Source organism: Bacillus sp. FSL K6-6038 (assembly GCF_038050455.1).
Classification (GTDB): domain Bacteria; phylum Bacillota; class Bacilli; order Bacillales; family Bacillaceae_G; genus Bacillus_A; species Bacillus_A pseudomycoides.
Genome location: NZ_JBBOUH010000001.1, coordinates 3,463,381 through 3,484,418, shown reverse-complemented (window position 1 = coordinate 3,484,418; position 21,038 = coordinate 3,463,381). Strand labels below are relative to the sequence as shown.

The 21,038-nt window shown below is 37.9% G+C and carries 21 protein-coding genes and 1 pseudogene; 13 read left to right on the top strand and 9 right to left on the bottom strand.

Going from position 1 to position 21,038, the window contains the following annotated elements; translation table 11 throughout:
• The first annotated feature begins 81 nt into the window (after positions 1-81).
• The 4 genes from NSQ40_RS18335 (at position 82) to NSQ40_RS18320 (ending at position 4,874) form a co-directional block, all read left to right on the top strand.
• Positions 82-831 carry a DeoR/GlpR family DNA-binding transcription regulator gene (locus NSQ40_RS18335; protein ID WP_003208052.1) on the top strand — a complete coding sequence of 250 codons (750 nt, stop codon included), beginning with the start codon at positions 82-84 and terminating at the stop codon, positions 829-831.
• Positions 831-1,742, top strand: a complete 912-nt coding sequence (pfkB, locus tag NSQ40_RS18330) for a 1-phosphofructokinase (protein WP_003199302.1) — start codon at positions 831-833, stop codon at positions 1,740-1,742. The genes NSQ40_RS18335 and pfkB overlap by 1 nt, the downstream gene beginning before the upstream one ends.
• Before the next feature lie 12 nt (positions 1,743-1,754).
• Positions 1,755-3,608, top strand: a complete 1,854-nt coding sequence (locus NSQ40_RS18325; protein ID WP_258248256.1) for a PTS fructose transporter subunit IIABC — start codon at positions 1,755-1,757, stop codon at positions 3,606-3,608.
• Between the two features lie 381 nt (positions 3,609-3,989).
• Positions 3,990-4,874 (top strand): cell wall-binding protein EntA, encoded by an 885-nt coding sequence (locus NSQ40_RS18320; RefSeq protein ID WP_258248257.1) that lies wholly within the window; start codon positions 3,990-3,992, stop codon positions 4,872-4,874.
• A 94-nt stretch (positions 4,875-4,968) separates the two neighbouring features.
• Here NSQ40_RS18320 and NSQ40_RS18315 read toward each other — a convergent pair whose 3' ends face one another.
• Entirely contained in the window at positions 4,969-5,205 is a 237-nt protein-coding gene (locus NSQ40_RS18315) for a hypothetical protein (protein WP_170957113.1), read from the bottom strand.
• Positions 5,206-5,530: 325 nt separating this feature from the next.
• Here NSQ40_RS18315 and miaA point away from each other — a divergent pair, with 325 nt between their 5' ends.
• Positions 5,531-6,481 carry a tRNA (adenosine(37)-N6)-dimethylallyltransferase MiaA gene (gene miaA, locus NSQ40_RS18310; RefSeq protein WP_003208061.1) on the top strand — a complete coding sequence of 317 codons (951 nt, stop codon included), beginning with the start codon at positions 5,531-5,533 and terminating at the stop codon, positions 6,479-6,481.
• A gap of 25 nt (positions 6,482-6,506) precedes the next feature.
• Positions 6,507-6,731, top strand: coding sequence for an RNA chaperone Hfq (gene hfq / locus NSQ40_RS18305; protein ID WP_000813896.1), 225 nt, complete (start codon positions 6,507-6,509; stop codon positions 6,729-6,731).
• Positions 6,732-6,802: 71 nt separating this feature from the next.
• Here the strand turns inward: hfq and NSQ40_RS29525 are convergent, their stop codons facing one another.
• From NSQ40_RS29525 to NSQ40_RS18285, 4 genes and pseudogenes are all read right to left on the bottom strand, one after another.
• Complete coding sequence (locus NSQ40_RS29525; protein ID WP_422109762.1) at positions 6,803-7,150, bottom strand: Gly-Xaa-Xaa repeat protein; 348 nt, start codon at positions 7,148-7,150, stop codon at positions 6,803-6,805.
• Positions 7,151-7,185: 35 nt separating this feature from the next.
• Positions 7,186-8,526: a hypothetical protein gene (locus tag NSQ40_RS18295; protein ID WP_341286138.1), complete on the bottom strand. Its 1,341-nt coding sequence runs from the start codon at positions 8,524-8,526 to the stop codon at positions 7,186-7,188.
• 61 nt (positions 8,527-8,587) lie between these two features.
• Positions 8,588-9,028, bottom strand: a pseudogene (locus NSQ40_RS18290) (collagen-like repeat preface domain-containing protein); the annotation flags it as partial.
• Positions 9,029-9,143: 115 nt separating this feature from the next.
• On the bottom strand, positions 9,144-10,106 hold the full coding sequence (locus NSQ40_RS18285; RefSeq protein ID WP_003203435.1) for a tyrosine-type recombinase/integrase: 963 nt from the start codon (positions 10,104-10,106) through the stop codon (positions 9,144-9,146).
• A gap of 118 nt (positions 10,107-10,224) precedes the next feature.
• Here NSQ40_RS18285 and spoVK point away from each other — a divergent pair, with 118 nt between their 5' ends.
• On the top strand, positions 10,225-11,181 hold the full coding sequence (gene spoVK, locus NSQ40_RS18280; protein WP_018765230.1) for a stage V sporulation protein K: 957 nt from the start codon (positions 10,225-10,227) through the stop codon (positions 11,179-11,181).
• Between the two features lie 47 nt (positions 11,182-11,228).
• Here the strand turns inward: spoVK and NSQ40_RS18275 are convergent, their stop codons facing one another.
• Together NSQ40_RS18275 and NSQ40_RS18270 are read right to left on the bottom strand one after the other, a co-directional pair.
• The gene (locus NSQ40_RS18275; protein ID WP_001051869.1) at positions 11,229-11,363 is read right to left on the bottom strand and encodes a hypothetical protein; all 135 of its coding nucleotides are present in this window, start codon (positions 11,361-11,363) and stop codon (positions 11,229-11,231) included.
• A gap of 248 nt (positions 11,364-11,611) precedes the next feature.
• Complete coding sequence (locus NSQ40_RS18270; RefSeq protein ID WP_003203441.1) at positions 11,612-12,235, bottom strand: trimeric intracellular cation channel family protein; 624 nt, start codon at positions 12,233-12,235, stop codon at positions 11,612-11,614.
• 92 nt (positions 12,236-12,327) lie between these two features.
• Here NSQ40_RS18270 and hflX point away from each other — a divergent pair, with 92 nt between their 5' ends.
• The 4 genes from hflX (at position 12,328) to glnA (ending at position 16,816) form a co-directional block, all read left to right on the top strand.
• Complete coding sequence (gene hflX, locus NSQ40_RS18265) at positions 12,328-13,605, top strand: GTPase HflX (RefSeq protein ID WP_003208040.1); 1,278 nt, start codon at positions 12,328-12,330, stop codon at positions 13,603-13,605.
• Positions 13,598-14,869: a methionine gamma-lyase family protein gene (locus NSQ40_RS18260; RefSeq protein ID WP_033796336.1), complete on the top strand. Its 1,272-nt coding sequence runs from the start codon at positions 13,598-13,600 to the stop codon at positions 14,867-14,869. Before hflX ends, NSQ40_RS18260 begins: the two co-directional genes overlap by 8 nt.
• Before the next feature lie 174 nt (positions 14,870-15,043).
• Complete coding sequence (gene glnR / locus NSQ40_RS18255) at positions 15,044-15,433, top strand: transcriptional repressor GlnR (protein WP_002014475.1); 390 nt, start codon at positions 15,044-15,046, stop codon at positions 15,431-15,433.
• Between the two features lie 48 nt (positions 15,434-15,481).
• Entirely contained in the window at positions 15,482-16,816 is a 1,335-nt protein-coding gene (gene glnA, locus NSQ40_RS18250) for a type I glutamate--ammonia ligase (RefSeq protein WP_003203448.1), read from the top strand.
• Positions 16,817-16,936: 120 nt separating this feature from the next.
• Here glnA and NSQ40_RS18245 read toward each other — a convergent pair whose 3' ends face one another.
• On the bottom strand, positions 16,937-17,431 hold the full coding sequence (locus NSQ40_RS18245) for a site-specific integrase (protein WP_255258823.1): 495 nt from the start codon (positions 17,429-17,431) through the stop codon (positions 16,937-16,939).
• Positions 17,432-17,437: 6 nt separating this feature from the next.
• The gene (locus NSQ40_RS18240) at positions 17,438-18,091 is read right to left on the bottom strand and encodes an Arm DNA-binding domain-containing protein (RefSeq protein ID WP_341286137.1); all 654 of its coding nucleotides are present in this window, start codon (positions 18,089-18,091) and stop codon (positions 17,438-17,440) included.
• Between the two features lie 92 nt (positions 18,092-18,183).
• Between NSQ40_RS18240 and NSQ40_RS18235 the strand changes: the two genes are divergently transcribed.
• The gene (locus tag NSQ40_RS18235; RefSeq protein WP_098101745.1) at positions 18,184-20,358 is read left to right on the top strand and encodes a BppU family phage baseplate upper protein; all 2,175 of its coding nucleotides are present in this window, start codon (positions 18,184-18,186) and stop codon (positions 20,356-20,358) included.
• Positions 20,359-20,516: 158 nt separating this feature from the next.
• Complete coding sequence (locus tag NSQ40_RS18230) at positions 20,517-21,005, top strand: hypothetical protein (protein WP_003208029.1); 489 nt, start codon at positions 20,517-20,519, stop codon at positions 21,003-21,005.
• Positions 21,006-21,038 lie beyond the last annotated feature (33 nt).

The following is a 21,038-nucleotide window of genomic DNA, read 5'->3' as shown; positions in this document are numbered from 1 at the left end:
TTATTTGAATGAATTTGAATGTTTTTGATTGATTTTTGAATCCGATTTCATTATACTGTAATCAAAGAAGAGGTGAGTGATATGTTAACTCCTGAACGTCATCAGCTAATTTTACAGCTTGTGAAAGAGAAAAAAGTAGTGAAATTACAACAGTTGGTGGAAGAAACAAAAAGTTCAGAATCAACAATCCGTCGTGATTTAGCGCAATTAGAGAAAGGGCGTTTATTAAAAAGAGTCCATGGCGGGGCTGCTGTATTAACTGGAAAAGGTGAAGAGCCTACGATGGTTGAAAAATCCGCCAAAAACATTCAAGTGAAAAAACAAATCGCTAAGCATGCTGCGTCTTTTGTAGCAAAAGGTGATTGTATTTATTTAGATGCGGGAAGTACAACGTTTGAAATGATTCCGTATTTAATAGAGAAAGAAGTTACAGTTGTAACAAATGGACTTATGCATATTGAAGCGCTAGTTGAAAATAATATTCGTGCTTACTTGCTTGGTGGGATGATGAAGAGTCGAACAAAGGCTTTAATTGGTGCGATGGCACAGGAAAGTATGCAGCAGTATCGATTTGATAAGTGTTTCTTAGGGGCGAATGGTGTACATGAACAGCTTGGATATACAACACCTGATCCTGAAGAAGCGTTGCTGAAAAAAAGGGCGTTAACATTAGCGAATGAAGGCTATTTTTTAATAGATGAAAGTAAATTTGCCGAAGTTGCATTTGCGAAAATTGCAAGTATTGAAGAAGCGACAATTATTACAAATGCATTAGAAGGAGAGCAAGAAGAATATAAACGAAAAACAAATGTAATTGAGGTTGATAAATGATGATTTATACAGTTACTTTAAATCCATCGATTGATTATGTTGTTCAAGCAGAGTATTTCACACTGGGAACTGTCAATCGAGCGGAAAAAGATATGAAATTTCCTGGTGGGAAAGGGATTAATGTATCCCGTGTGCTTCATCGGATGGGAATAGATAATACAGCGCTCGGTTTTATAGGTGGATTCACAGGTCAATTTATTGAAGATGTTTTGAAAAGTGAAGGTGTTAGGACGAATTTTGTTCATGTAGATGGAGATTCGCGTATTAATGTGAAAATAAAGGGACAGGAAGAAACAGAACTGAACGGGCAAGGGCCTGTTATTACGGATGAGCAGCTCGGGCAGTTGATGAACAAAATTGAAAATATGCAGGCTGGTGATTATCTTGTATTAGCTGGTAGTATTCCAGCATCGATTCCAAAAACATTTTATGAAACGATTGCTGCTTTTGGAGCAGAACGTCACATTAACGTCATTGTTGATGCGAGCGGAAGTGCGCTTCAGTATGTGACTCAAAATAAGCCATTTTTAATCAAGCCGAATCATTATGAGCTTGGAGAATTATTTGGAGAAAAGCTTTCAACAGTAGAAGAAATTATTCCATATGGAAAAAAGTTAATTGAACAAGGTGTACAGAATGTAATTGTTTCTATGGCAGGAGATGGAGCTTTATTATTTACAAGTGAAGGAATATATGAGGCAACCGTACCAAAAGGAACAGTTATCAATTCTGTCGGAGCGGGAGACTCTCTTGTTGCAGGTTTTGTGGGGATATATGAAAAAACGAAAGATGTTGAAGAAGCAATTCGTTATGGTGTAGCAACAGGAAGTGCAACAGCTTTTTCAGCTGATTTATGTACGAAAGATAAAGTAGAGGAATTATTATCGCAAGTAATGATTACAAAGCGGTAGGGGGAACAGAATATGAAAATTACAGAACTTTTAAAAAGGGATACCGTTATCATGGATTTGACAGCTTCAGCAAAAGAAGCTGTCATCGATGAATTAGTAGAGAAACTAGAAAAGGCAGGAAGATTGAATAGCCAAGAGGAATTTAAAGAGGCTATTTTACAGCGTGAAATGCAGAGTACAACTGGAATTGGTGAAGGGATTGCTATTCCACATGCCAAAACAAAAGCAGTCAAACAACCAGCTATTTGCTTTGGACGAAGTGTAAGCGGTGTCAATTATGAGTCGCTTGATGGAAAACCAGCTCATTTATTCTTTATGATTGCGGCTAGTGAAGGAGCAAACAATACACATTTAGAAACACTATCTCGTCTATCTACGTTATTAATGGATGAAGGGTTTCGCAAACAACTGTTAGAAGCAAAAAGTGAAGAGGAGCTTCTTCATTTGTTCGATGAAAAAGAAAATGAACAAGAAGATGAGCAAAGTGAAGTAACAAAACCGGAAGGAAATGAACCATATGTGTTAGCGGTAACAGCTTGTCCGACTGGTATCGCTCACACATATATGGCTGCGGACAGTCTAAAGGCAAAGGCAGCAGAATTAGGAATTGCGATTAAGGTCGAAACAAATGGTTCTACTGGTGTGAAAAATGGATTAACGAAAGAGGATATTGAGCGTGCAACAGCTATTATCGTTGCGGCGGATAAACAAGTAGAAATGAATCGCTTCGCTGGAAAGCATGTTATTCAAGTACCAGTTGCAGATGGTATTCGGAAATCAGACCAGCTAATTAATCGAGCTGTGAATCAAGAAGCCCCGATTTTTAAAGGAATAAAAGAAAATAGAAAAGTAGAGGAGCCAGAGAAGGAAAAAGGATTTGGTATATATAAGCATTTAATGAATGGTGTTAGTAATATGTTACCTTTCGTTGTTGGTGGCGGTATTTTAATTGCACTAGCCTTTTTCTTTGGTGGTATCGATACGAAAGGGCCGATTGCAGAAACATTAATGTCAATTGGTGGTAAAGGGGCATTCCAATTCCTTGTTCCGATATTAGCTGGATTTATTGCGAGTTCTATTGCGGATCGCCCAGGGTTTATGCCTGGTATTGTCGGTGGATTTTTAGCAGCGCAAGCAAATGCAGGATTTTTAGGTGGATTAATTGCTGGTTTCTTAGCTGGATATATTGTACTTGGTTTAAAGAAAGTATTAGCAGGTTTACCAGCACAATTAGAAGGAATTAAACCTGTTTTATTATATCCGGTACTTGGTTTGTTACTTACAGGGGTATTAATGTTGAAAGTTGTAAATCCTCCTGTTGTTGCTTTAAATGAGGCATTAACGAGTTGGTTAAATGGTTTAGGTGGCGCGAATGCTATACTATTAGGGCTTATTTTAGGTGGAATGATGGCTATTGATATGGGTGGTCCTATTAATAAAGCAGCATTTACATTTGGGATTGCTGCAATTGAGGCTGGAAACTTTGGTGTGCATTCAGCTGTTATGGCTGGTGGAATGGTACCTCCGCTTGCGGTTGCACTTGCAACTACACTTTTTAAAGCGAAATTTACAGAAGCAGAACGTAAATCGGGTTTTACAAACTATATTATGGGGGCATCATTTATTACAGAAGGGGCAATACCATTTGCGGCTGCTGATCCAATCCGTGTAATTGTCAGTTGTGTTGTGGGCTCAAGTCTTGCTGGTGCATTATCGATGTTATTTGGAATTACATTGCCAGCGCCACACGGTGGAATATTTGTTATATTATTAGTGAATAAACCAGTTCTATATATTCTTTCTATATTAATAGGTTCTATTGTATCTGCCCTTATGTTAGGGATATGGAAAAAGAAAATTTCATAAAAAGTTCAAAAGGACAGCGGCCATATTAGGTAGCTGTCCTTTTCGGATTATAGTGTACGTTATATATATGAATGTCAAAATGTATATGATTTATGACATAAAAAGACATAGCGCAACCAAGAATTGTAATGTTTGGGTGTTTTTTTGTAACAAGATGGTAATACTATTACTTTTATTGCAAAAAAAACATATGAGTTTGAAAGAAAAAAATGATTAAAACTCTTAAAAATACGTATAGAACACTATTTTCTTTTATTCTACTTTATATTACAAAGCATTAATGGTTGATTACGAATCGTTTGTAATTGTGTGATATCCTAAATCTCCTGAAAAACTGTTGCTATAATGAGGACACGAAAACAAAGCGAATGGAGGCTATTCATGAAAAAATTAATTGGTATAGCAGCAGCAGCGGTTTTTGGTCTTGGGATTTTCACTACTTCTGCAAAAGCAGAAACTGTTGTAACAACAGAGGTATTAAATGTACGCGAGAACCCAACTACTGAATCACAAGTTGTAGGTAAAGTATTAAATGGTCATAAATTAGATGTTACAAATACAGAAAATGGATGGTCACAAATCAAATTAAATGGTAAAGACGCATTCGTAAGCACAAAATTTACAAAAAGCATCTATTACGTAACAGCAAACGTATTAAACGTACGTGCTGAAGCGAACACAAACTCAGAAATTCTTGGTACGCTTAAGAAAGACGATATGATCGAAACAACGAACCAAGTACAAAATGGATGGTTACAATTCGAATATAACGGGAAAACAGCTTACGTTCATGTTCCTTTCTTAACAGGTACAGCACCTGTTATCGAAAAACAAGAAACGCCTGCTCCTGCTCAAGCTGCAGCACCTGCTAAAGCAGAGGCAAAAGCACCAGCAGCACAAGAAAAACCAGCTGCTAAACCTGCTGTCAAAGCAGCAGAAACAAACACTCCTTCTGGTGGTCGTGAACTAACAGTTGAAGCTACAGCATATACAGCTCATCCGAGTGAAAATGGCGGCACATATGGTGGTCGTGTATTAACCGCAATGGGTCATGACTTAACAGCGAATCCAAACATGAAAATGATTGCTGTTGACCCGAAAGTGATTCCACTTGGATCAAAAGTATGGGTAGAAGGTTACGGAGAAGCAATTGCTGGTGACACTGGCGGTGCAATTAAAGGTAACCGTATCGATGTTTTAGTTGGCTCAGATAGCGCTGCTAACAAATGGGGACGTAAATCTGTTAAAGTGAAAATTTTAAAATAATGCTATTGTTGTTAAAAAAATAAATCCAGCACTTAAATATCGAGTGCTGGTCTTTCAGGCTGTTGGGAATTTCCTAACAGCCCTTTTTGTGAGTTTAAAATGGATATACAGTGCGGCCTGTGATGATTTTATATGCACTGCAAAATTGGGTTTGTGCATATTGTTTAGTCGGTTCGTCTAAAGTTTGATTGTCCAATAATGTATGAAAGGAACGTAGTAAGCAGCTTAAAGCGAAATATAATTCTTCTTGTGAGCAGTTCTTTTCTTTTAAGGATGTTGCTAAAATGAGTTCTTCCGTTAATGTTGAAAAATTAAGCGTAGCTTGTCCGATTTTCATTATATCCTCTCCGATCCTATTTTTTATCATGTATATGTACCATTGGACAAACTATGTCAAATTTATCTCGCCATTTAGGGAGTAAGGTCCTCATCTCAAGATTTAGAGGGAGGCGAGAAACTTTATAAAAGCCTGTTTGGTTAGGGGGATAATCGGTGAGGGAAGAAGGTGATCTTACTTGGTTAAAGGTTCACTGTATCATTCTTATTTTTTGAATTTCATTTACAGTATTGAAAGAACTTGCATTATGACTATTAAAATTGGTAAGATTGGATATAATGATCAGATGGATAAGATTACATAAAGAGAGTTGAAGTATATGGGAGAACTGCAACGTGAAAAAGTTGCTGTCATCATCGGACCGACTGCGGTGGGAAAGACAAAATTAAGCATTGATCTCGCAAAAGCGTTAAATGGTGAAATCATTAGCGGGGACTCAATGCAAATTTATCGTACGATGGATATCGGGACAGCTAAGGCAACAATGGAAGAAATGGAAGGAATTCCGCATTACATGATCGATATTAAAAATCCAGAAGATTCATTTTCTGTAGCGGAATTTCAAGAGCTTGTTCGAGGTTATATTCGAGAAATTACAGAACGTGGGAAACTACCGATTATTGTTGGTGGTACTGGCCTTTATATACAATCAGTTTTATATGACTATCAGTTTACAGATGAAGCTGGAGACCCTGTATATCGAGAGGAACTAGAAAAACTAGCGACAGAACATGGTGTAGAATATGTACATGAAAAGCTGCGAGAGGTAGATCCAGAAAGTGCAAGTCGCATTCATATGAATAATGTAAGGCGTGTCATTCGTGCTTTGGAAATTTTTCATACAACGGGGCAGAAGATGAGTGATCAACTTGAAAAGCAAGAAAATGAGTTGTTATATGATGTTTCGCTAATCGGCTTGACTATGGATCGCGGAATGTTATATGATCGCATCAACTTGCGTGTTGATCTTATGGTCAAACAAGGATTGCTGCAAGAAGTGAAGGCTTTATACGAAAATGGAGTCAGGGACTGTCAATCTATTCAAGCGATTGGTTACAAAGAATTATATAATTATTTTGAAGGGCATGTTTCGCTAGAAGAAGCGATAATGCAATTAAAAACAAATTCGCGTCGCTATGCAAAGCGTCAACTAACATGGTTCCGTAATAAGATGGATGTTACATGGTTTGATGTGACCGATGGTGAAAAAACAGCAGAAATTTTGCGGTATATAGAAGGAAAGCTACAATTAAAGTCGAATAATAAGTAAGTAGAGAAAAAGAGGAGGATTCGACATGAAGCAATCAATCAATATTCAAGATCAGTTTTTAAATCAACTCCGTAAAGAAAATACGTTTGTGACGCTGTACTTATTAAATGGTTTCCAGCTTCGTGGATTAATTAAAGGTTTTGATAACTTTACAGTTTTATTGGAAACAGAAGGTAAGCAACAGCTTATTTATAAACATGCTATTTCTACATTTGTTCCACAAAAAAACGTTTCAATTGAATTAGAGTAGTAAAGAATTGTACATAGCAAAAAAAGAGCGAGTGATTCGCTCTTTTTTTATTTATATATTTTAGAGATTCTTTAATGAATGCGGAAAATAGAGAGTCTAACAGTGGTATCACCTGTCTCGGGAATAGTGATTGTATTAGTGGTAGATTGAATAGTAATCGTAGTTCTGGATTTTAAAGTTTCAATTGTTGAAAATGTAATTGAACTTCCAATTGTGTTTGCTGAAAAGTTATCTGAAGGTATGTTGCCATTAATGGAAATTCCAAAGCCGAAGGGAGCTGACCCTGAAAATATTGTTGAAGCTGAAAAGTCAATGACATATACACCATCTTCAAGGATTGTGATTGTATCTGTTGCATCGAAATGTATGTTATTTATGTTTGAGATAAGATTGAACTGGATGTTTTGATTAGGTTTTATAGTTTGTGGAAGTGTATTTTTAAGTACGGCTGTAGTTACTGGAAAACTAAACCCTTGAGGTCCTCGCTCCCCTTGAATACCTTGTTCGCCCTGAGGTCCTCGCTCCCCTTGAATACCTTGTTCGCCCTGAGGCCCTTGCTCGCCCTGAATACCTTGCTCGCCTTGAGGTCCTTGTTCGCCCTGAGGCCCTTGCTCGCCTTGAATACCTTGCTCGCCCTGAAGCCCTTGCTCGCCCTGAGGCCCTTGTTCGCCCTGAGGCCCTTGCTCGCCCTGAAGCCCTTGCTCGCCTTGAGGTCCTTGTTCGCCCTGAGGCCCTTGCTCGCCTTGAAGCCCTTGTTCGCCCTGAGGCCCTTGCTCGCCCTGAGGCCCTTGTTCGCCCTGAGGCCCTTGCTCGCCTTGAAGCCCTTGTTCGCCCTGAGGCCCTTGCTCGCCTTGAATACCTTGCTCGCCCTGAGGCCCTTGCTCGCCCTGAGGCCCTTGCTCGCCTTGAATACCTTGCTCGCCCTGAGGCCCTTGCTCGCCTTGAGGCCCTTGCTCGCCTTGAATACCTTGCTCGCCCTGAGGCCCTTGCTCGCCTTGAATACCTTGCTCGCCCTGAGGCCCTTGCTCGCCTTGAATACCTTGTTCGCCCTGAGGTCCCTGTTCGCCCTGAGGTCCTTGCTCGCCTTGTTCGCCTTGAAGCCCTTGCTCGCCTTGAATACCTTGTTCGCCTTGAGGTCCCTGTTCGCCCTGAGGTCCTTGCTCGCCTTGAGGTCCTTGTTCGCCTTGAAGCCCTTGCTCGCCTTGAGGTCCTTGTTCGCCTTGAGGTCCTTGTTCGCCTTGAGGTCCTTGTTCGCCTTGAAGCCCTTGCTCGCCTTGTTCGCCCTGAAGCCCTTGCTCGCCTTGTTCGCCCTGAGGTCCTTGCTCGCCTTGAAGCCCTTGCTCGCCTTGAGGTCCTTGTTCGCCCTGAAGCCCTTGCTCGCCTTGAGGCCCTTGTTCGCCTTGGGGTCCTTGTTCGCCGTGAAGTCCTTGCTCGCCTTGAGGCCCTTGTTCGCCCTGAGGCCCTTGTTCGCCTTGAGGTCCTTGTTCGCCCTGAGGCCCTTGTTCGCCCTGAGGTCCTTGTTCGCCTTGAGGCCCTTGCTCGCCTTGAGGCCCTTGCTCGCCTTGAGGTCCTTGTTCGCCTTGAATACCTTGTTCGCCGTGAAGTCCTTGTTCGCCGTGAAGTCCTTGTTCGCCTTGGGGTCCTTGTTCGCCTTGAGGTCCTTGTTCGCCTTGAGGTCCTTGTTCGCCTTGACGTCCTTGTTCGCCTTGAGGTCCTTGTTCGCCTTGAGGCCCTGGTTCGCCCTGAGGTCCCTGTTCGCCCTGAGGTCCCTGTTCGCCCTGAAACCCTTGTTCACCTTGAGATCCTTGTTCGCCTTGAGGTCCAGTCATTTCAATTGACGCAATTTGTAGTAAAGTAATTTGTAAATTTTCTATTTGCATGATGATTTTTTGGAACACAAGATGATTGATTCTAAATAATTTAGTGATATACAGTGAAAAGTTGAGTAGGTTTTGTAATTCAATATATGTTGCATTTGCTACAAAAGGTTGATTATCCAAAATAGTAATTAAATTTTCGACAATTGCAATGCCAGCTTCTCGCTGTGTAAGCGTTAAGTTTAAACGTTCCAGGAACCCCTTTATTATTTCTAATAAGGTTATAAGTTCTTTTGTGTTAGATTCTGTTGGATTGGAAAATACAGCTGGAATAATATTAGTTAGGTCACTTAAAGTATCGGAAAAAAGATTCGCGTATAATTTAGGAATAGGAGTATAATGGACTGTCGGAATACGATGAGGTTGTGTTGGAAAATACGGTTTTGAAATCTTTTTTTGGTTATCATTAAAATAAGACATTAAAATGCTCCTTTCTAATTGAGATGGTGAAAAACCTATCATAGTAGATGCAAGTTAAAGATAAAAAGGAATAGGGAAACGGGCAGTTTATGTGAAAAATAGTAAAAACGCCCATTTATAAGGCGTTTTCTTTTTGTTTTGCATATTGATAATACCTTTTTAATGAAATTTTTGATTTGAAACCAACGCGTTTCATGATTTCTTGCTCTGGGATGTGCTGTTTAATTAACCGTAAAATAAATGTATTTCGAAAGTGTTGGCCGGAAATGCCTTTCCGTAAATTTGCCCGTGCCACCTCAAGACGAATCATTTTTTGGACGGCTATTTCTGTTAGTGCTTTTGGAGCATCATTTTCGTACACCCACCGATATGTGTTACGGTTGAAATCGAATGCCACAAATAGCGGGTCATCACTATGGTATTTGGGACGAACTGGTTCAGGGATTTTTTTATAATAGTTATATAGTTGTTGTTTGTCGTCGTGAGTTAAATTAATGGTTCTTTCAACACCTGCTACTGCTGGAATGGAAATTGTATTCGTTTCAAAATGAACGTGATGCATATTTAATGATACAAGTTCTTGTAGGGATAAGCCGTAGTCAATGAGTAAATTTACAATAGAAATATTACGATCCATTAGTAATGGACGGACAGGGCGTTGTTTCTCTGATAATCCTTCTAATGAAGTCAGAGTATGTTTTAAGCGTTTTTCGTCCTCTTTTGAAATGAAATCTTCATCACGTAACGCGCGATTAGGTTGGATGACGAGTTTCATGTCCTTTAATGGGTTTGGGAGGTTTAAAAACTGATATAGTCTATTTAAGACAATAAAAACACGGTGCATTGTTTTTTCAGAGTAATGCCGTTTCTTTTTTAAGTCGGAAAAATAATCTTCATAGTCTTTTGTACAAAGTGTAGCCCATATATTACTAGAGGAAAGTTTTTTATTTCTTTCTAACCAATGCCCAAAATCTTCAATATCATAGACGTAACGTTTAATGGTTGAAGGTTTTCTTCCTTTATTTAATAAAAAGGAAGAAAAAGCTTGTACCGTATCATGAATTTCCTTTGTTTCCATATTCCCACCACCCTGTTTTTTCTTATATTATAACAAATTTTTCTGAAAACAGTTATTTGTATGGGAAGTGGAAAAATTAATGATATTTTTTGGTGAGTCGATAAAAAGAGGTGATTGTATGGAACAATCGATGCGAAAGAAAAATAATAATCAAATTAATATTGTGTTAAATCACCGAAAAAAAATTTCAGTACCTGCTCCAGAAAAGAAATCGGTAATTTCAAGTGAAACGTCTACGAAGCATGAGATGCTGCAGCGGATTGAAGAAGAAATGGGTAAACTTGTTGGAATGGAAGATATAAAAAAAATCATAAAAGAAATTTATGCATGGATTTATGTAAATAAGAAAAGGCAAGAAATTGGCTTAAAGTCAGAAAAGCAAGTGCTTCATATGTTATTTAAAGGAAATCCAGGAACGGGGAAAACAACTGTCGCAAGAATGATTGGGAAATTATTATTTGAGATGAACATTTTATCAAAAGGGCATTTAGTCGAAGCGGAACGCGCGGATCTTGTGGGAGAATATATTGGGCATACAGCACAAAAAACAAGAGATTTAATTAAAAAAGCCATGGGTGGAATATTGTTCATTGATGAAGCATATTCGCTAGCGCGTGGTGGAGAGAAAGATTTTGGAAAAGAAGCGATTGATACGCTTGTCAAACATATGGAAGATAAGCAACATGGATTTGTTTTGATTTTAGCGGGATATTCAAGAGAGATGAATCATTTCCTTTCTTTAAATCCAGGTTTGCAATCGCGTTTTCCATTTATTATTGAGTTTGCGGATTATACAGTGAATCAGTTGCTTGAAATTGGGAAGAGAATGTATGATGAACGAGAATATCAATTATCAAAAGAGGCGGAATGGAAATTCCGTGATCATTTACATGCGGTGAAATATTCATCACAAATTACATCATTTAGTAATGGACGCTATGTCCGGAATATTGTTGAGAAATCCATTCGTACACAGGCAATGCGCTTATTGCAAGAGGATGCATACGATAAGTATGATTTAATTGGGATATCAAGTAGTGATTTAACGCTTGAAGAAGAGACGCACAGTTCATAAACTGTGCGTTTACTTTATTATGGAAGAGAAACGTAATGCATCGTATTCTATTTTGTATTTTTTGTTTTTGCTCGTTGTTCTAATTTGCTTTTTGGACTTGTATCAGCTACATCTGATGCAAGTCCTTGTGGATTAACGCTACTACTTTGTCCGCGATTGCGGTTGTTGTTTCCTTTTGCCATTCTTTATCACCTCTATTCTTCTTTAGCTTTTTGTTGATATGCCCTATGATATCGCTCCATCTTTTTGCTTTTTTCATGGGCGGATTTTGGGTCGAAGCTAATTTGGTTGACTGAGCTTTTTTGAGCGCCTTTGTTTACGTGGTTTGTCATTATGTTCACCTCGCTTTAAAGTTTAGTATGGACACTCTGAACAGAAAAAAACGTTGAAAAAGAAAAACCTCTTTACGTCATGTAAAGAGGTGAATTTACTATTTATGCAAGGAACGCTCTTTATTCTCTAAGCGTCTGTGCGGTAAATGCCATTTGTAATGAATGGAAATCATGCGGAAGCAAACAATAAAAATAAATAAGGTGTATAGAGCCCAGTCACTGACAATAATCTTGGCACCAATTAAAAATCCTGCTAAAATCGTCCAAAATGCATATACTTCTGCGCGAAGGACGAGAGGTTTGCGGCGTGCTAATAAATCACGAATGATACCACCGCCAATCCCTGTTAAAACAGCTGCAACAATTGTAGCGCTAATAGGTAAGTTGAGCTTTTGTGCATAAAGAGCTCCTTGTACAGCGAATGCTGATAAGCCGATAGCATCTGTGATGTTCTCCCATCTTTTCCAATGTTTAATTAATTTATTTGGAAATAGAAAGATAATCGTCATTGATAAAAGTGCAATTTGAAATAACATGTCTTGTTGCCAAAAAGCGCCGATTGGATAACCGATTAATAAATTACGAAGGGCACCTCCTCCAAAGGCAGTTGCCATCCCTAAAATATATACCCCGAAAATATCGTAATCTTCTTCCATTGCGACAATAGCTCCGCTGAGTGCGAAGGCAATTGTACCGATGATGCTAAAAATCTCCCATGCCATGAATTTTCTCCCTCGCTAACTAGATGAAATGTGCTTCCTCTGCTATTATATTAGAAGGTTTAATTTTCGAAAAGGGTGAGTGAACATATTTGATGGAAGAAAAAGAAAAAGTCATATTAGTTGGCTGTCAATTGCCGCAAGATGATGATGAACGGTTTATGCATTCCATGAAAGAACTCGCATCGCTAGCGAAGACGGCACGTGCAGAAGTTTTGGTATCTACAACGCAAAAACGTCCGAAATTTCACCCTGCTACTTACATAGGTAAGGGGAAATTAGAAGAACTTGCAGCGCTGACGGAAGAATTAGAACCAGCTGTTATTATATTTAATAATGAATTAACACCGAGCCAAATTCGTAATTTATCAGCTATGTTAGATGCGAGAGTAATCGATCGAACGCAACTAATATTGGATATTTTTGCTCAGCGTGCGAAATCAAGAGAAGGTAAGCTTCAAGTGGAATTAGCTCAGCTACAATACACGATGCCACGTCTTATGGGGCAAGGGCTAGCGCTATCACGTCTTGGAGGCGGGATTGGTACGAGAGGTCCTGGTGAAACGAAGCTAGAAACAGATCGTCGTCACATTCGCTCTCGTATTGATGAGATTAAGAAGCAGTTAGCGATTGTTGTGGAGCACCGGAAAAGATATCGTGAGCGCCGAAAGGATAATCAAGTATTTCAAGTTTCGTTAATTGGGTATACAAATGCTGGGAAATCGACGTTATTTAACAGATTAACAGAAGCAGATACATTTGAAGAAAATTTGCTGTTTGCGACGTTAGATCCAACAACAAGAAAAATGCAATTGCCGTGTGGGTATACGGTGCTATTAACTGATACGGTGGGGTTTATTCAAGATTTACCAACATCATTGGTTGCTGCGTTTCGCTCTACACTGGAAGAAGCGAGGGAAGCGGATGTGATTTTACATGTCGTTGATTCTGCAGATCCAAATTATGTAGGTCATGAACAGACGGTGAAAAAATTACTACAAGACCTTGAAATTGACCACATTCCAATTATTACGGTTTACAATAAGAAGGATAGATTACATCAGAATTTTATTCCGTTTCCAAAAAATGATTTTCTTATGACAAGTGCTTTTGAAGAAACAGATTTATTAAGCTTGAAAGAATCGGTAGAAACGAAGATGATGGAAGAGATGGAATCGTATAAGGTCATGATTCCTCCGGGTGAAGGTAGATTACTAACGCTTTTAAAAACAGAAACGGTATTAACTGGGATGGAATTTAAAGAAGATGGATTCTTGTATGAGTGTACAGGTTATATATTTGCTCATTCACCGCTGAATGGACAGTTAAAGAGATTTTTAGTGGAAAAAGGAGAAGAGAATAAAAATGTTTGATCGTTTGAAAAATGGAGAAAGAATCGCTCCTATTGTAAAAGAAGTAGAAGAACAAATTACCGGTGTACATAAACGTATTGATACAATAATTGAAAGTAATCAATTCCGTGTATTAGAAAGTTTTCGTAAACATAAAATTAGTGATTCACACTTTATTCCAACAACAGGTTATGGCTATGATGACATTGGTCGTGATACATTAGAAAAGGTGTATGCTGATGTATTTGGAGCAGAAGCAGGGCTTGTTCGTCCGCAAATTATTTCAGGTACACATGCGATTTCAACAGCTTTATTTGGTATTTTGCGCCCTGGTGACGAATTATTATATATAACAGGGAAGCCATATGACACGTTAGAAGAGATTGTTGGTGTGCGCGGGAAAGGTGTAGGTTCTTTTAAAGAATATAACATTGGTTATAATGCTGTACCGTTAACGGCGGAAGGACGCGTTGACTTTAAAGCTGTAGAAGCAGCTATTCAGGAAAATACGAAAATGATTGGTATTCAGCGTTCAAAAGGGTATGCGACTCGTCCGTCATTTACAATTGCAGAAATTAAAGAGATGATTTCTTTTGTAAAAGAGATTAAATCAGATGTTGTTGTATTTGTAGATAACTGCTACGGAGAATTTGTTGAAGAGTTAGAACCGTGCCATGTCGGGGCAGATTTAATGGCAGGGTCTCTAATTAAAAACCCGGGTGGTGGAATTGTAAAAACAGGTGGCTACATTGTTGGGAAAGAACAATATGTAGAAGCTTGTGCATATCGTTTAACATCTCCAGGTATTGGAGCAGAAGCAGGGGCATCTTTATATAGCTTACAAGAAATGTATCAAGGTTTCTTCTTAGCTCCTCATGTTGCTGGTCAAGCGTTAAAAGGGGCGGTCTTTACAGCTGCATTTTTAGAAAAGTTAGGAATGAATACATCACCAACTTGGAATGCTGCAAGAACAGATTTAATTCAGTCTGTTCAATTTGATGACAAAGAGCGTATGATTGCATTTTGCCAAGCAATTCAATACGCATCTCCAATTAATTCTCACTTTACACCGTATCCAAGCTATATGCCAGGTTATGAAGATGATGTCATTATGGCTGCAGGTACGTTTATTCAAGGTGCAAGTATTGAGCTATCAGCAGATGGTCCAATTCGTCCTCCGTATGTTGCCTATGTGCAAGGTGGATTAACTTATTCTCACGTGAAGATTGCGATTTGTTCTGCGATCGATGCGTTAATTGAAAAAAATCTATTAACAATTTCGTAAGGGAAAGCTGTCGATTTCGGCAGCTTTTTTGTATAGAAAAAGGTATTTATGCCATTTTAAAAAAGAATGAAAAAATTTATAAAAAAATCATGTTAGAAAAGCTAACATCTGTTGACATCAAACATAACATGATATAAAATGAGAAACAGTTAAGGCGAAGGAGGAACTGAAACAATGAAAGAAGATAGACGTTCTGCCCCGCTGTTTCCTATTGGTATTGTAATGGATTTAACACAATTATCTGCTCGTCAAATTCGTTACTATGAAGAGCACAATTTAATTTTCCCAACCCGTACAAAGGGAAATCGTAGATTGTTTTCATTTAATGATGTAGATAAGTTGTTAGAAATTAAAGATTTGTTAGATCAAGGCTTAAATATGGCTGGTATTAAACAAGTGTTACAAATGAAAGAAAATCAAACAGAAGCAGTGAAAGTAAAAGAAGAAACGAAAGAAATTTCAAAATCCGAGCTTCGTAAAATTCTTCGAGATGAATTGCAACATACAGGTAGATTCAATCGAACTTCATTACGGCAAGGTGATATTTCAAGGTTTTTTCACTAAAGATTACTGATTCTGAAGGTGTTTAGAGGGACTAAGGAGGAATATATAATGGCAAAGTACACAAAAGAAGATATTTTTCGTTTAGCGAAAGAAGAGAATGTAAAATATATCCGTCTACAATTTACGGATCTTTTAGGGATTATTAAAAACGTAGAGATTCCAGTTAGTCAGTTAACGAAAGCTCTAGATAACAAAATGATGTTTGATGGATCTTCAATTGAAGGATTTGTTCGTATTGAAGAGTCTGACATGTACTTATATCCAGACTTAGATACTTGGGTAGTATTCCCTTGGACTGCTGAAAAAGGTAAAGTAGCTCGTTTAATCTGCGATATCTACAATGCTGATGGCACTCCATTTGAAGGTGACCCACGTAACAATTTAAAACGTATGTTAAAAGAAATGGAAGCACTAGGATTTACAGAATTCAACCTTGGACCGGAACCGGAGTTCTTCTTATTCAAAGTTGATGAAAAAGGAAATCCAACATTAGAACTAAACGATAACGGTGGATACTTCGACCTTGCGCCGATGGATCTAGGGGAAAACTGTCGTCGTGATATCGTTCTTGAACTTGAAGAAATGGGTTTTGAAATTGAAGCATCTCACCATGAAGTTGCACCAGGACAGCACGAAATTGATTTTAAATATGCGAATGCACTTCGTTCATGTGATGACATTCAAACATTCAAACTTGTTGTAAAAACAATCGCTCGTAAACACGGTTTACACGCAACATTTATGCCGAAACCATTATTCGGAGTGAACGGTTCTGGTATGCACTGTAACTTATCTCTATTCAAAAATGGAGAAAACGTATTCTACGATCAAAATGGTGAATTACAATTAAGTGATGATGCGCGTCACTTTATCGCAGGTATTTTAAAACATGCCCCGGCATTTACAGCGGTAGCTAACCCAACTGTAAACTCTTACAAACGTTTAGTACCTGGATATGAAGCGCCTTGTTACGTAGCATGGTCTGCACAAAACCGTAGTCCATTAGTGCGTATTCCAGCATCTCGCGGTATCAGTACACGTGTAGAAGTACGTAGTGTTGACCCAGCTGCAAACCCATATTTAGTAATGGCAACATTATTAGCAGCAGGTCTTGACGGAATTAAAAATAAATTAACTCCGCCAGCTGCAGTGGATCGTAACATCTATGTAATGACTAAAGAAGAACGTGAAGAAGCAGGTATCGTTGACTTACCAGCAACATTAGCACAAGCGTTAGTTACACTACAATCTAACGAAATTGTATGTGGTGCATTAGGTGAACATTTACTTGAGCACTTCATCGAAGCGAAAGAAATTGAGTGGGATATGTTCCGCACGCAAGTTCACCAATGGGAACGCGATCAATATATGTCTCTATACTAAGAGGCTCAAACCCTTGACACATAACGTGTTGAGGGTTTTTTGTATGCGTGGATAAAGGGAGAAGTATCAATTGTTTTTAGCTTGTGACCATATTTATTTCATGATCATACCATGACCTTTTTAAAGTAGGTTGCGTTTCGCAAACGCTTCGTATTTATTAAGATTCTTTTTGTTCATCTCTTTTGAAATGTGGGCATATATGTCAGAAGTAATTTGAACTGAATCATGCCCTAATCTTTCTTGCACTTCTTTCATTGAATATCCGGCGTCTAACAAAAGAACGGCATGTGTATGACGTAAACCATGAATCGTGATATTTGTTACATTAGCTTTTTTTAAAATGCGAGTCATAGCTCTTTGTAAAGTAGACTTTGGATAAGGAAGTCCATTTTCACGTGCGAATACTAATGAAAGATCATGGTATAACCCTCCTAATTTCAGTTTACATTTATTCTGTTCAAGTTTATGATTTTTTAAGATTTGGATTAAAAAATCTGCTAAGATTATCGTGCGGTAAGATGCTTTTGTTTTGGGTTTAGCGAATAGATTATCTAGGTTTTTATAATCATAAGTGAAGGTGTGACGGATACTTATTGTTCCTTCTTCTAAATCAATATCATCTCATCGTAAAGCCAGTGCCTCACCCTTGCGTATTCCTGTGTGAAGTAGTGTAAAGAACAACGAGAAATAATGAGGTTCTGTTTCTTTTAATTTTTGAACAAATGTATTCACTTCTTGTCCTTCTAAATGCTTAATTTTTTTGTCTTCAGTATCACTTTTAGCAATGACAATTCCGCGGAAAGGTGTTTGTTGAATAAGCTGCAAATCAACAGCTTTGAGCAAAGCTCCTTTTAAAGGTGCAGTGTAATTCTTAACACTATTTTCACTATACCCTTCTTCTAAGAGGTGATTCACGAATTTTTGACAGAGTGAAGGTGTAATATCGAATACCTTATACGATCCGAAAAACGGAACGATATGCTTGTTTATTGCTGTTTTGTGAAGATTGTATGTATGATTTCTAACCTTTCCTTTTTTGTAGGTTATAAGCCAATCATTCAAAAATGTAGAAATCAACACATTTTTATCTTCTATAAAAGTCCCGTTACTTAATTCTGTTTCAGCCTTCGCAGCATGAAGTTGAGCTTCCTTTTTTGTTTTAAAACCACGTTTTGTTGTTTGTTTTTTCTTTCCTGTTTTCGAATCAATAGTGGTATAAATTTTGTAGAGCCATTTAGCTCCATCTTTTGTTTGGTATTTTTGGAAAGATGCCATGATTTTCCCACCTTTATTTTTCTTTTAACCAAGAAACAGACCGAAACGTACCCAAAAGCCGTCTAGACGTCTTAGAAAAGGGGTGTGATAAAGTGAAGACGCAAATACTAACAATTGATATAGCAAATCCTCATTTTACGAAGGTTATTACTTCAAGAATTAATGATAAAAATGGCTTGAAATTAACTGTCCTTCTAAAAAATGGTGGTTATCCTTATAATCTATCCGGATATGCAATTAAGTATGAAGCCGGGAACAATTCAGGCAGTTTCGTTCGTGATGATTGCAAAATTATAGATGCTTCAAACGGTGTTTTTGAATATACTTTTTCAGCAGCGGCAGTATCTACAAATACTTGGATGGCTTACTTCGCCTTCGAGAAAGGTGAAGAGCGTTTTACCACACAAAATATTAAAGTTGATTTAAATGTTGATGTAAAACAAGGTAAAGGTATTTTAGAAAACTATGTTAGCGATTTTGACACTTTAAAAGAAAAAATAGATGAAACACAAGAGACAGCCGATACTATACTTGATGAAGTTTATAAAATGGATGTTCCTGCAATTATTGCTGCAAAAGATACAGTAGAAGAAGCGAAAAGAGAGGTGAGTGTTTTACAAAAGAACATGGTTAGTGTATTAAGTTTTGGAGCCAAAGGTGATGGTGTAACTGATGATACAAATGCTATCCAAAAAGCTTTAGATTTAGCTAAAACATTAGGGAGTGTTGAAGTTATTATCCCTAATGGAACTTATTGTATAACTAAGTACTTAGTTGTTTATAAAAATACAAACATCAAAATGCAAAAGAAAACAATTTTACTTCGAGGTCATGGTGGAGGATTTTTCAAGAATGGTAATAAAGGAGACGTGTTTACTGGTTACGATGGACACGGCAATATAACTATCGAGGGCGGCACTCTTGACGGTAACGTATTAAATTACAATTATGGGTTTAACCATACAGGGTGGGCACGAGGTAGAAGTTTAACCTTTAGGGATATCACATTTAAAGATGTCATTAACGCACACTTTATGGATATCAATGCTTGTGATGGCGTACTCATTGAGAATTGTAGATTCTTAGGCTATAAAGATATTACAGCCGACCAAAGCAGGTTGTTCTCAGAGGCTATTCAGATAGCCAATCATACTCAGCTAGGCTACAATGAGTTTGGCGCCTGGGATGGAGAACCTAGTAAGAATGTAACTGTAAAAGATTGTTACTTTGGAAGCAGTGGTACAGCAGGAATGGGTCCAGTAGCGACTGGTGTAGGTAACCATGGATCAGTGTACGACTTATACAATTCTGGTATCTATGTAGTTAACTGTGTATTCGATGATATGACCTATGCAGGAGTTAGAGCTATGAAGTTTATAGATACTCGTGTTGAGAATTGTATTTTCAATAACTGTCAAAGAGGAATTTTCTTCTCTAATATAGATGGAACCAGCGAGTCAGGTAAAGACAGATTCGGGAACGTTATAGGTCTCCCTCAATCGGGTAATAACTTTATTGTTCGAAACAACACCTTCAGAGGGATTAAAGAGGAGTTTGTTTACGTTAGAGCTTGGTTTAAAGATGCTTACTATGACAAGTGTAAGAACATCTTGATAGATGGAAACATCTTTGAGAGCCAGCATAGCGAAGCATTCACTAACTCTAAGAGTGCTATAACGTTATATTTAGTAGAAAACTGTACTGTGTCTAACAATATCTTCAAGAAGGTATATAGAGGCATCCATTCATCTTACAACTCTAATATAAATATAATAAACAATGTAGCTGAGGAATGTACTACAGAGTTTATATTTCTTAATGAGGGTGAAGGTAATCAAAGTCTAGGTATCTCTAAGGAGACAAATATTATAAACAACACAATAAACAAGTCAGGTAGATCTACTATTAATATCCAATACACTCATGGGTTACTAGTAGAAAACAACACAGTCTATAACTCTTGTATTGAAACAGATGCTACTCGGAGTGCTATTTCTGTCGCTAGTACTACAAGGAATGGATTGATTAGAGGAAACAAAGTATACAAAGCCACTACAGGATACCAGAATAAGTACGGTTTAGAAGTGACAGGTTCTTGTTTTAATATTCAATCTTATGATAATTACCTAGAAGGTAAAACTGCAAGAGCTTCTATCAGCTCAGCGAATGGCAACTTCGCAGGTATCTACATTACTGATGCAAACGGTGGTCTTAGAAAGTTGACAGTAGATGGCAGTGGAGTTGTGTCTGTAACTGCACCAATATGATATATCGAAATCAAGAGCAGCAATAGCTGGTCTTTTTTATTTTGCTTGAAAGGGGGTGAGGACGATGTAGAAAAGATAAGACAGAATGCGGTAAAAGTAAGAGTCAATTAAAGAGAATCAAAAAATCAAACAACAAAATTCAAGGGAGATGTTCAATAATGACTAACAATGAATTAAAACAAGAGGTAATTAAAGAGATTCAACAACAATTCGGATTAATTCCAGGATTCTTCAGTGAGGATAAGGAAGCACAAGCTATCTTCTTAAATAAAGGTAATTATGAAAGTAGTGTTTGGATGGATGGCGAAGGACTCTTTTATATGGATGATGTAGCATGGGAGGAATTAGCGATTACAAATGCAGTAGCCGACACTGATACACCTCCAATGCTACGTAGACATGGAAACTGGGTTCACATGACAGGTGCGATTAGATTGGTTAAAAACCAACAAGTATTCACAAGAATCACACCAGATATTGCACCACACCAAGATTCTTATTTTGCTGCTACAGCGTTTTTAGATAATAATCCAAATCATCCGGTTGCAGCTACTGTAGTAGTTCATAAAGATGGAAGGGTTTCTACTTATCTTCCAGAAGCACAAACTCGCTATGTATCGTTTTCGTTATCATATCCGATTAAGTAATGGTAAGCAGTAAAGGATAATATCAGTTAAATA

What these genes read in the sequence shown, in the direction of transcription:
- NSQ40_RS18335 (WP_003208052.1), top strand. Translation starts at nt 82, where the DNA reads ATGTTAACTCCTGAACGTCATCAGCTAATTTTACAGCTTGTGAAAGAG.
- glnA (WP_003203448.1), top strand. Translation starts at nt 15,482, where the DNA reads ATGGCAAAGTACACAAAAGAAGATATTTTTCGTTTAGCGAAAGAAGAG.
- NSQ40_RS18230 (WP_003208029.1), top strand. Translation starts at nt 20,517, where the DNA reads ATGACTAACAATGAATTAAAACAAGAGGTAATTAAAGAGATTCAACAA.
- spoVK (WP_018765230.1), top strand. Translation starts at nt 10,225, where the DNA reads ATGGAACAATCGATGCGAAAGAAAAATAATAATCAAATTAATATTGTG.
- NSQ40_RS18285 (WP_003203435.1), bottom strand. Translation starts at nt 10,106, where the DNA reads ATGGAAACAAAGGAAATTCATGATACGGTACAAGCTTTTTCTTCCTTT.
- glnR (WP_002014475.1), top strand. Translation starts at nt 15,044, where the DNA reads ATGAAAGAAGATAGACGTTCTGCCCCGCTGTTTCCTATTGGTATTGTA.
- miaA (WP_003208061.1), top strand. Translation starts at nt 5,531, where the DNA reads ATGGGAGAACTGCAACGTGAAAAAGTTGCTGTCATCATCGGACCGACT.
- hflX (WP_003208040.1), top strand. Translation starts at nt 12,328, where the DNA reads ATGGAAGAAAAAGAAAAAGTCATATTAGTTGGCTGTCAATTGCCGCAA.
- pfkB (WP_003199302.1), top strand. Translation starts at nt 831, where the DNA reads ATGATTTATACAGTTACTTTAAATCCATCGATTGATTATGTTGTTCAA.
- NSQ40_RS18240 (WP_341286137.1), bottom strand. Translation starts at nt 18,091, where the DNA reads ATGGCATCTTTCCAAAAATACCAAACAAAAGATGGAGCTAAATGGCTC.
- NSQ40_RS18260 (WP_033796336.1), top strand. Translation starts at nt 13,598, where the DNA reads ATGTTTGATCGTTTGAAAAATGGAGAAAGAATCGCTCCTATTGTAAAA.
- NSQ40_RS18325 (WP_258248256.1), top strand. Translation starts at nt 1,755, where the DNA reads ATGAAAATTACAGAACTTTTAAAAAGGGATACCGTTATCATGGATTTG.
- NSQ40_RS18275 (WP_001051869.1), bottom strand. Translation starts at nt 11,363, where the DNA reads ATGGCAAAAGGAAACAACAACCGCAATCGCGGACAAAGTAGTAGCGTT.
- NSQ40_RS18270 (WP_003203441.1), bottom strand. Translation starts at nt 12,235, where the DNA reads ATGGCATGGGAGATTTTTAGCATCATCGGTACAATTGCCTTCGCACTC.
- hfq (WP_000813896.1), top strand. Translation starts at nt 6,507, where the DNA reads ATGAAGCAATCAATCAATATTCAAGATCAGTTTTTAAATCAACTCCGT.
- NSQ40_RS18320 (WP_258248257.1), top strand. Translation starts at nt 3,990, where the DNA reads ATGAAAAAATTAATTGGTATAGCAGCAGCAGCGGTTTTTGGTCTTGGG.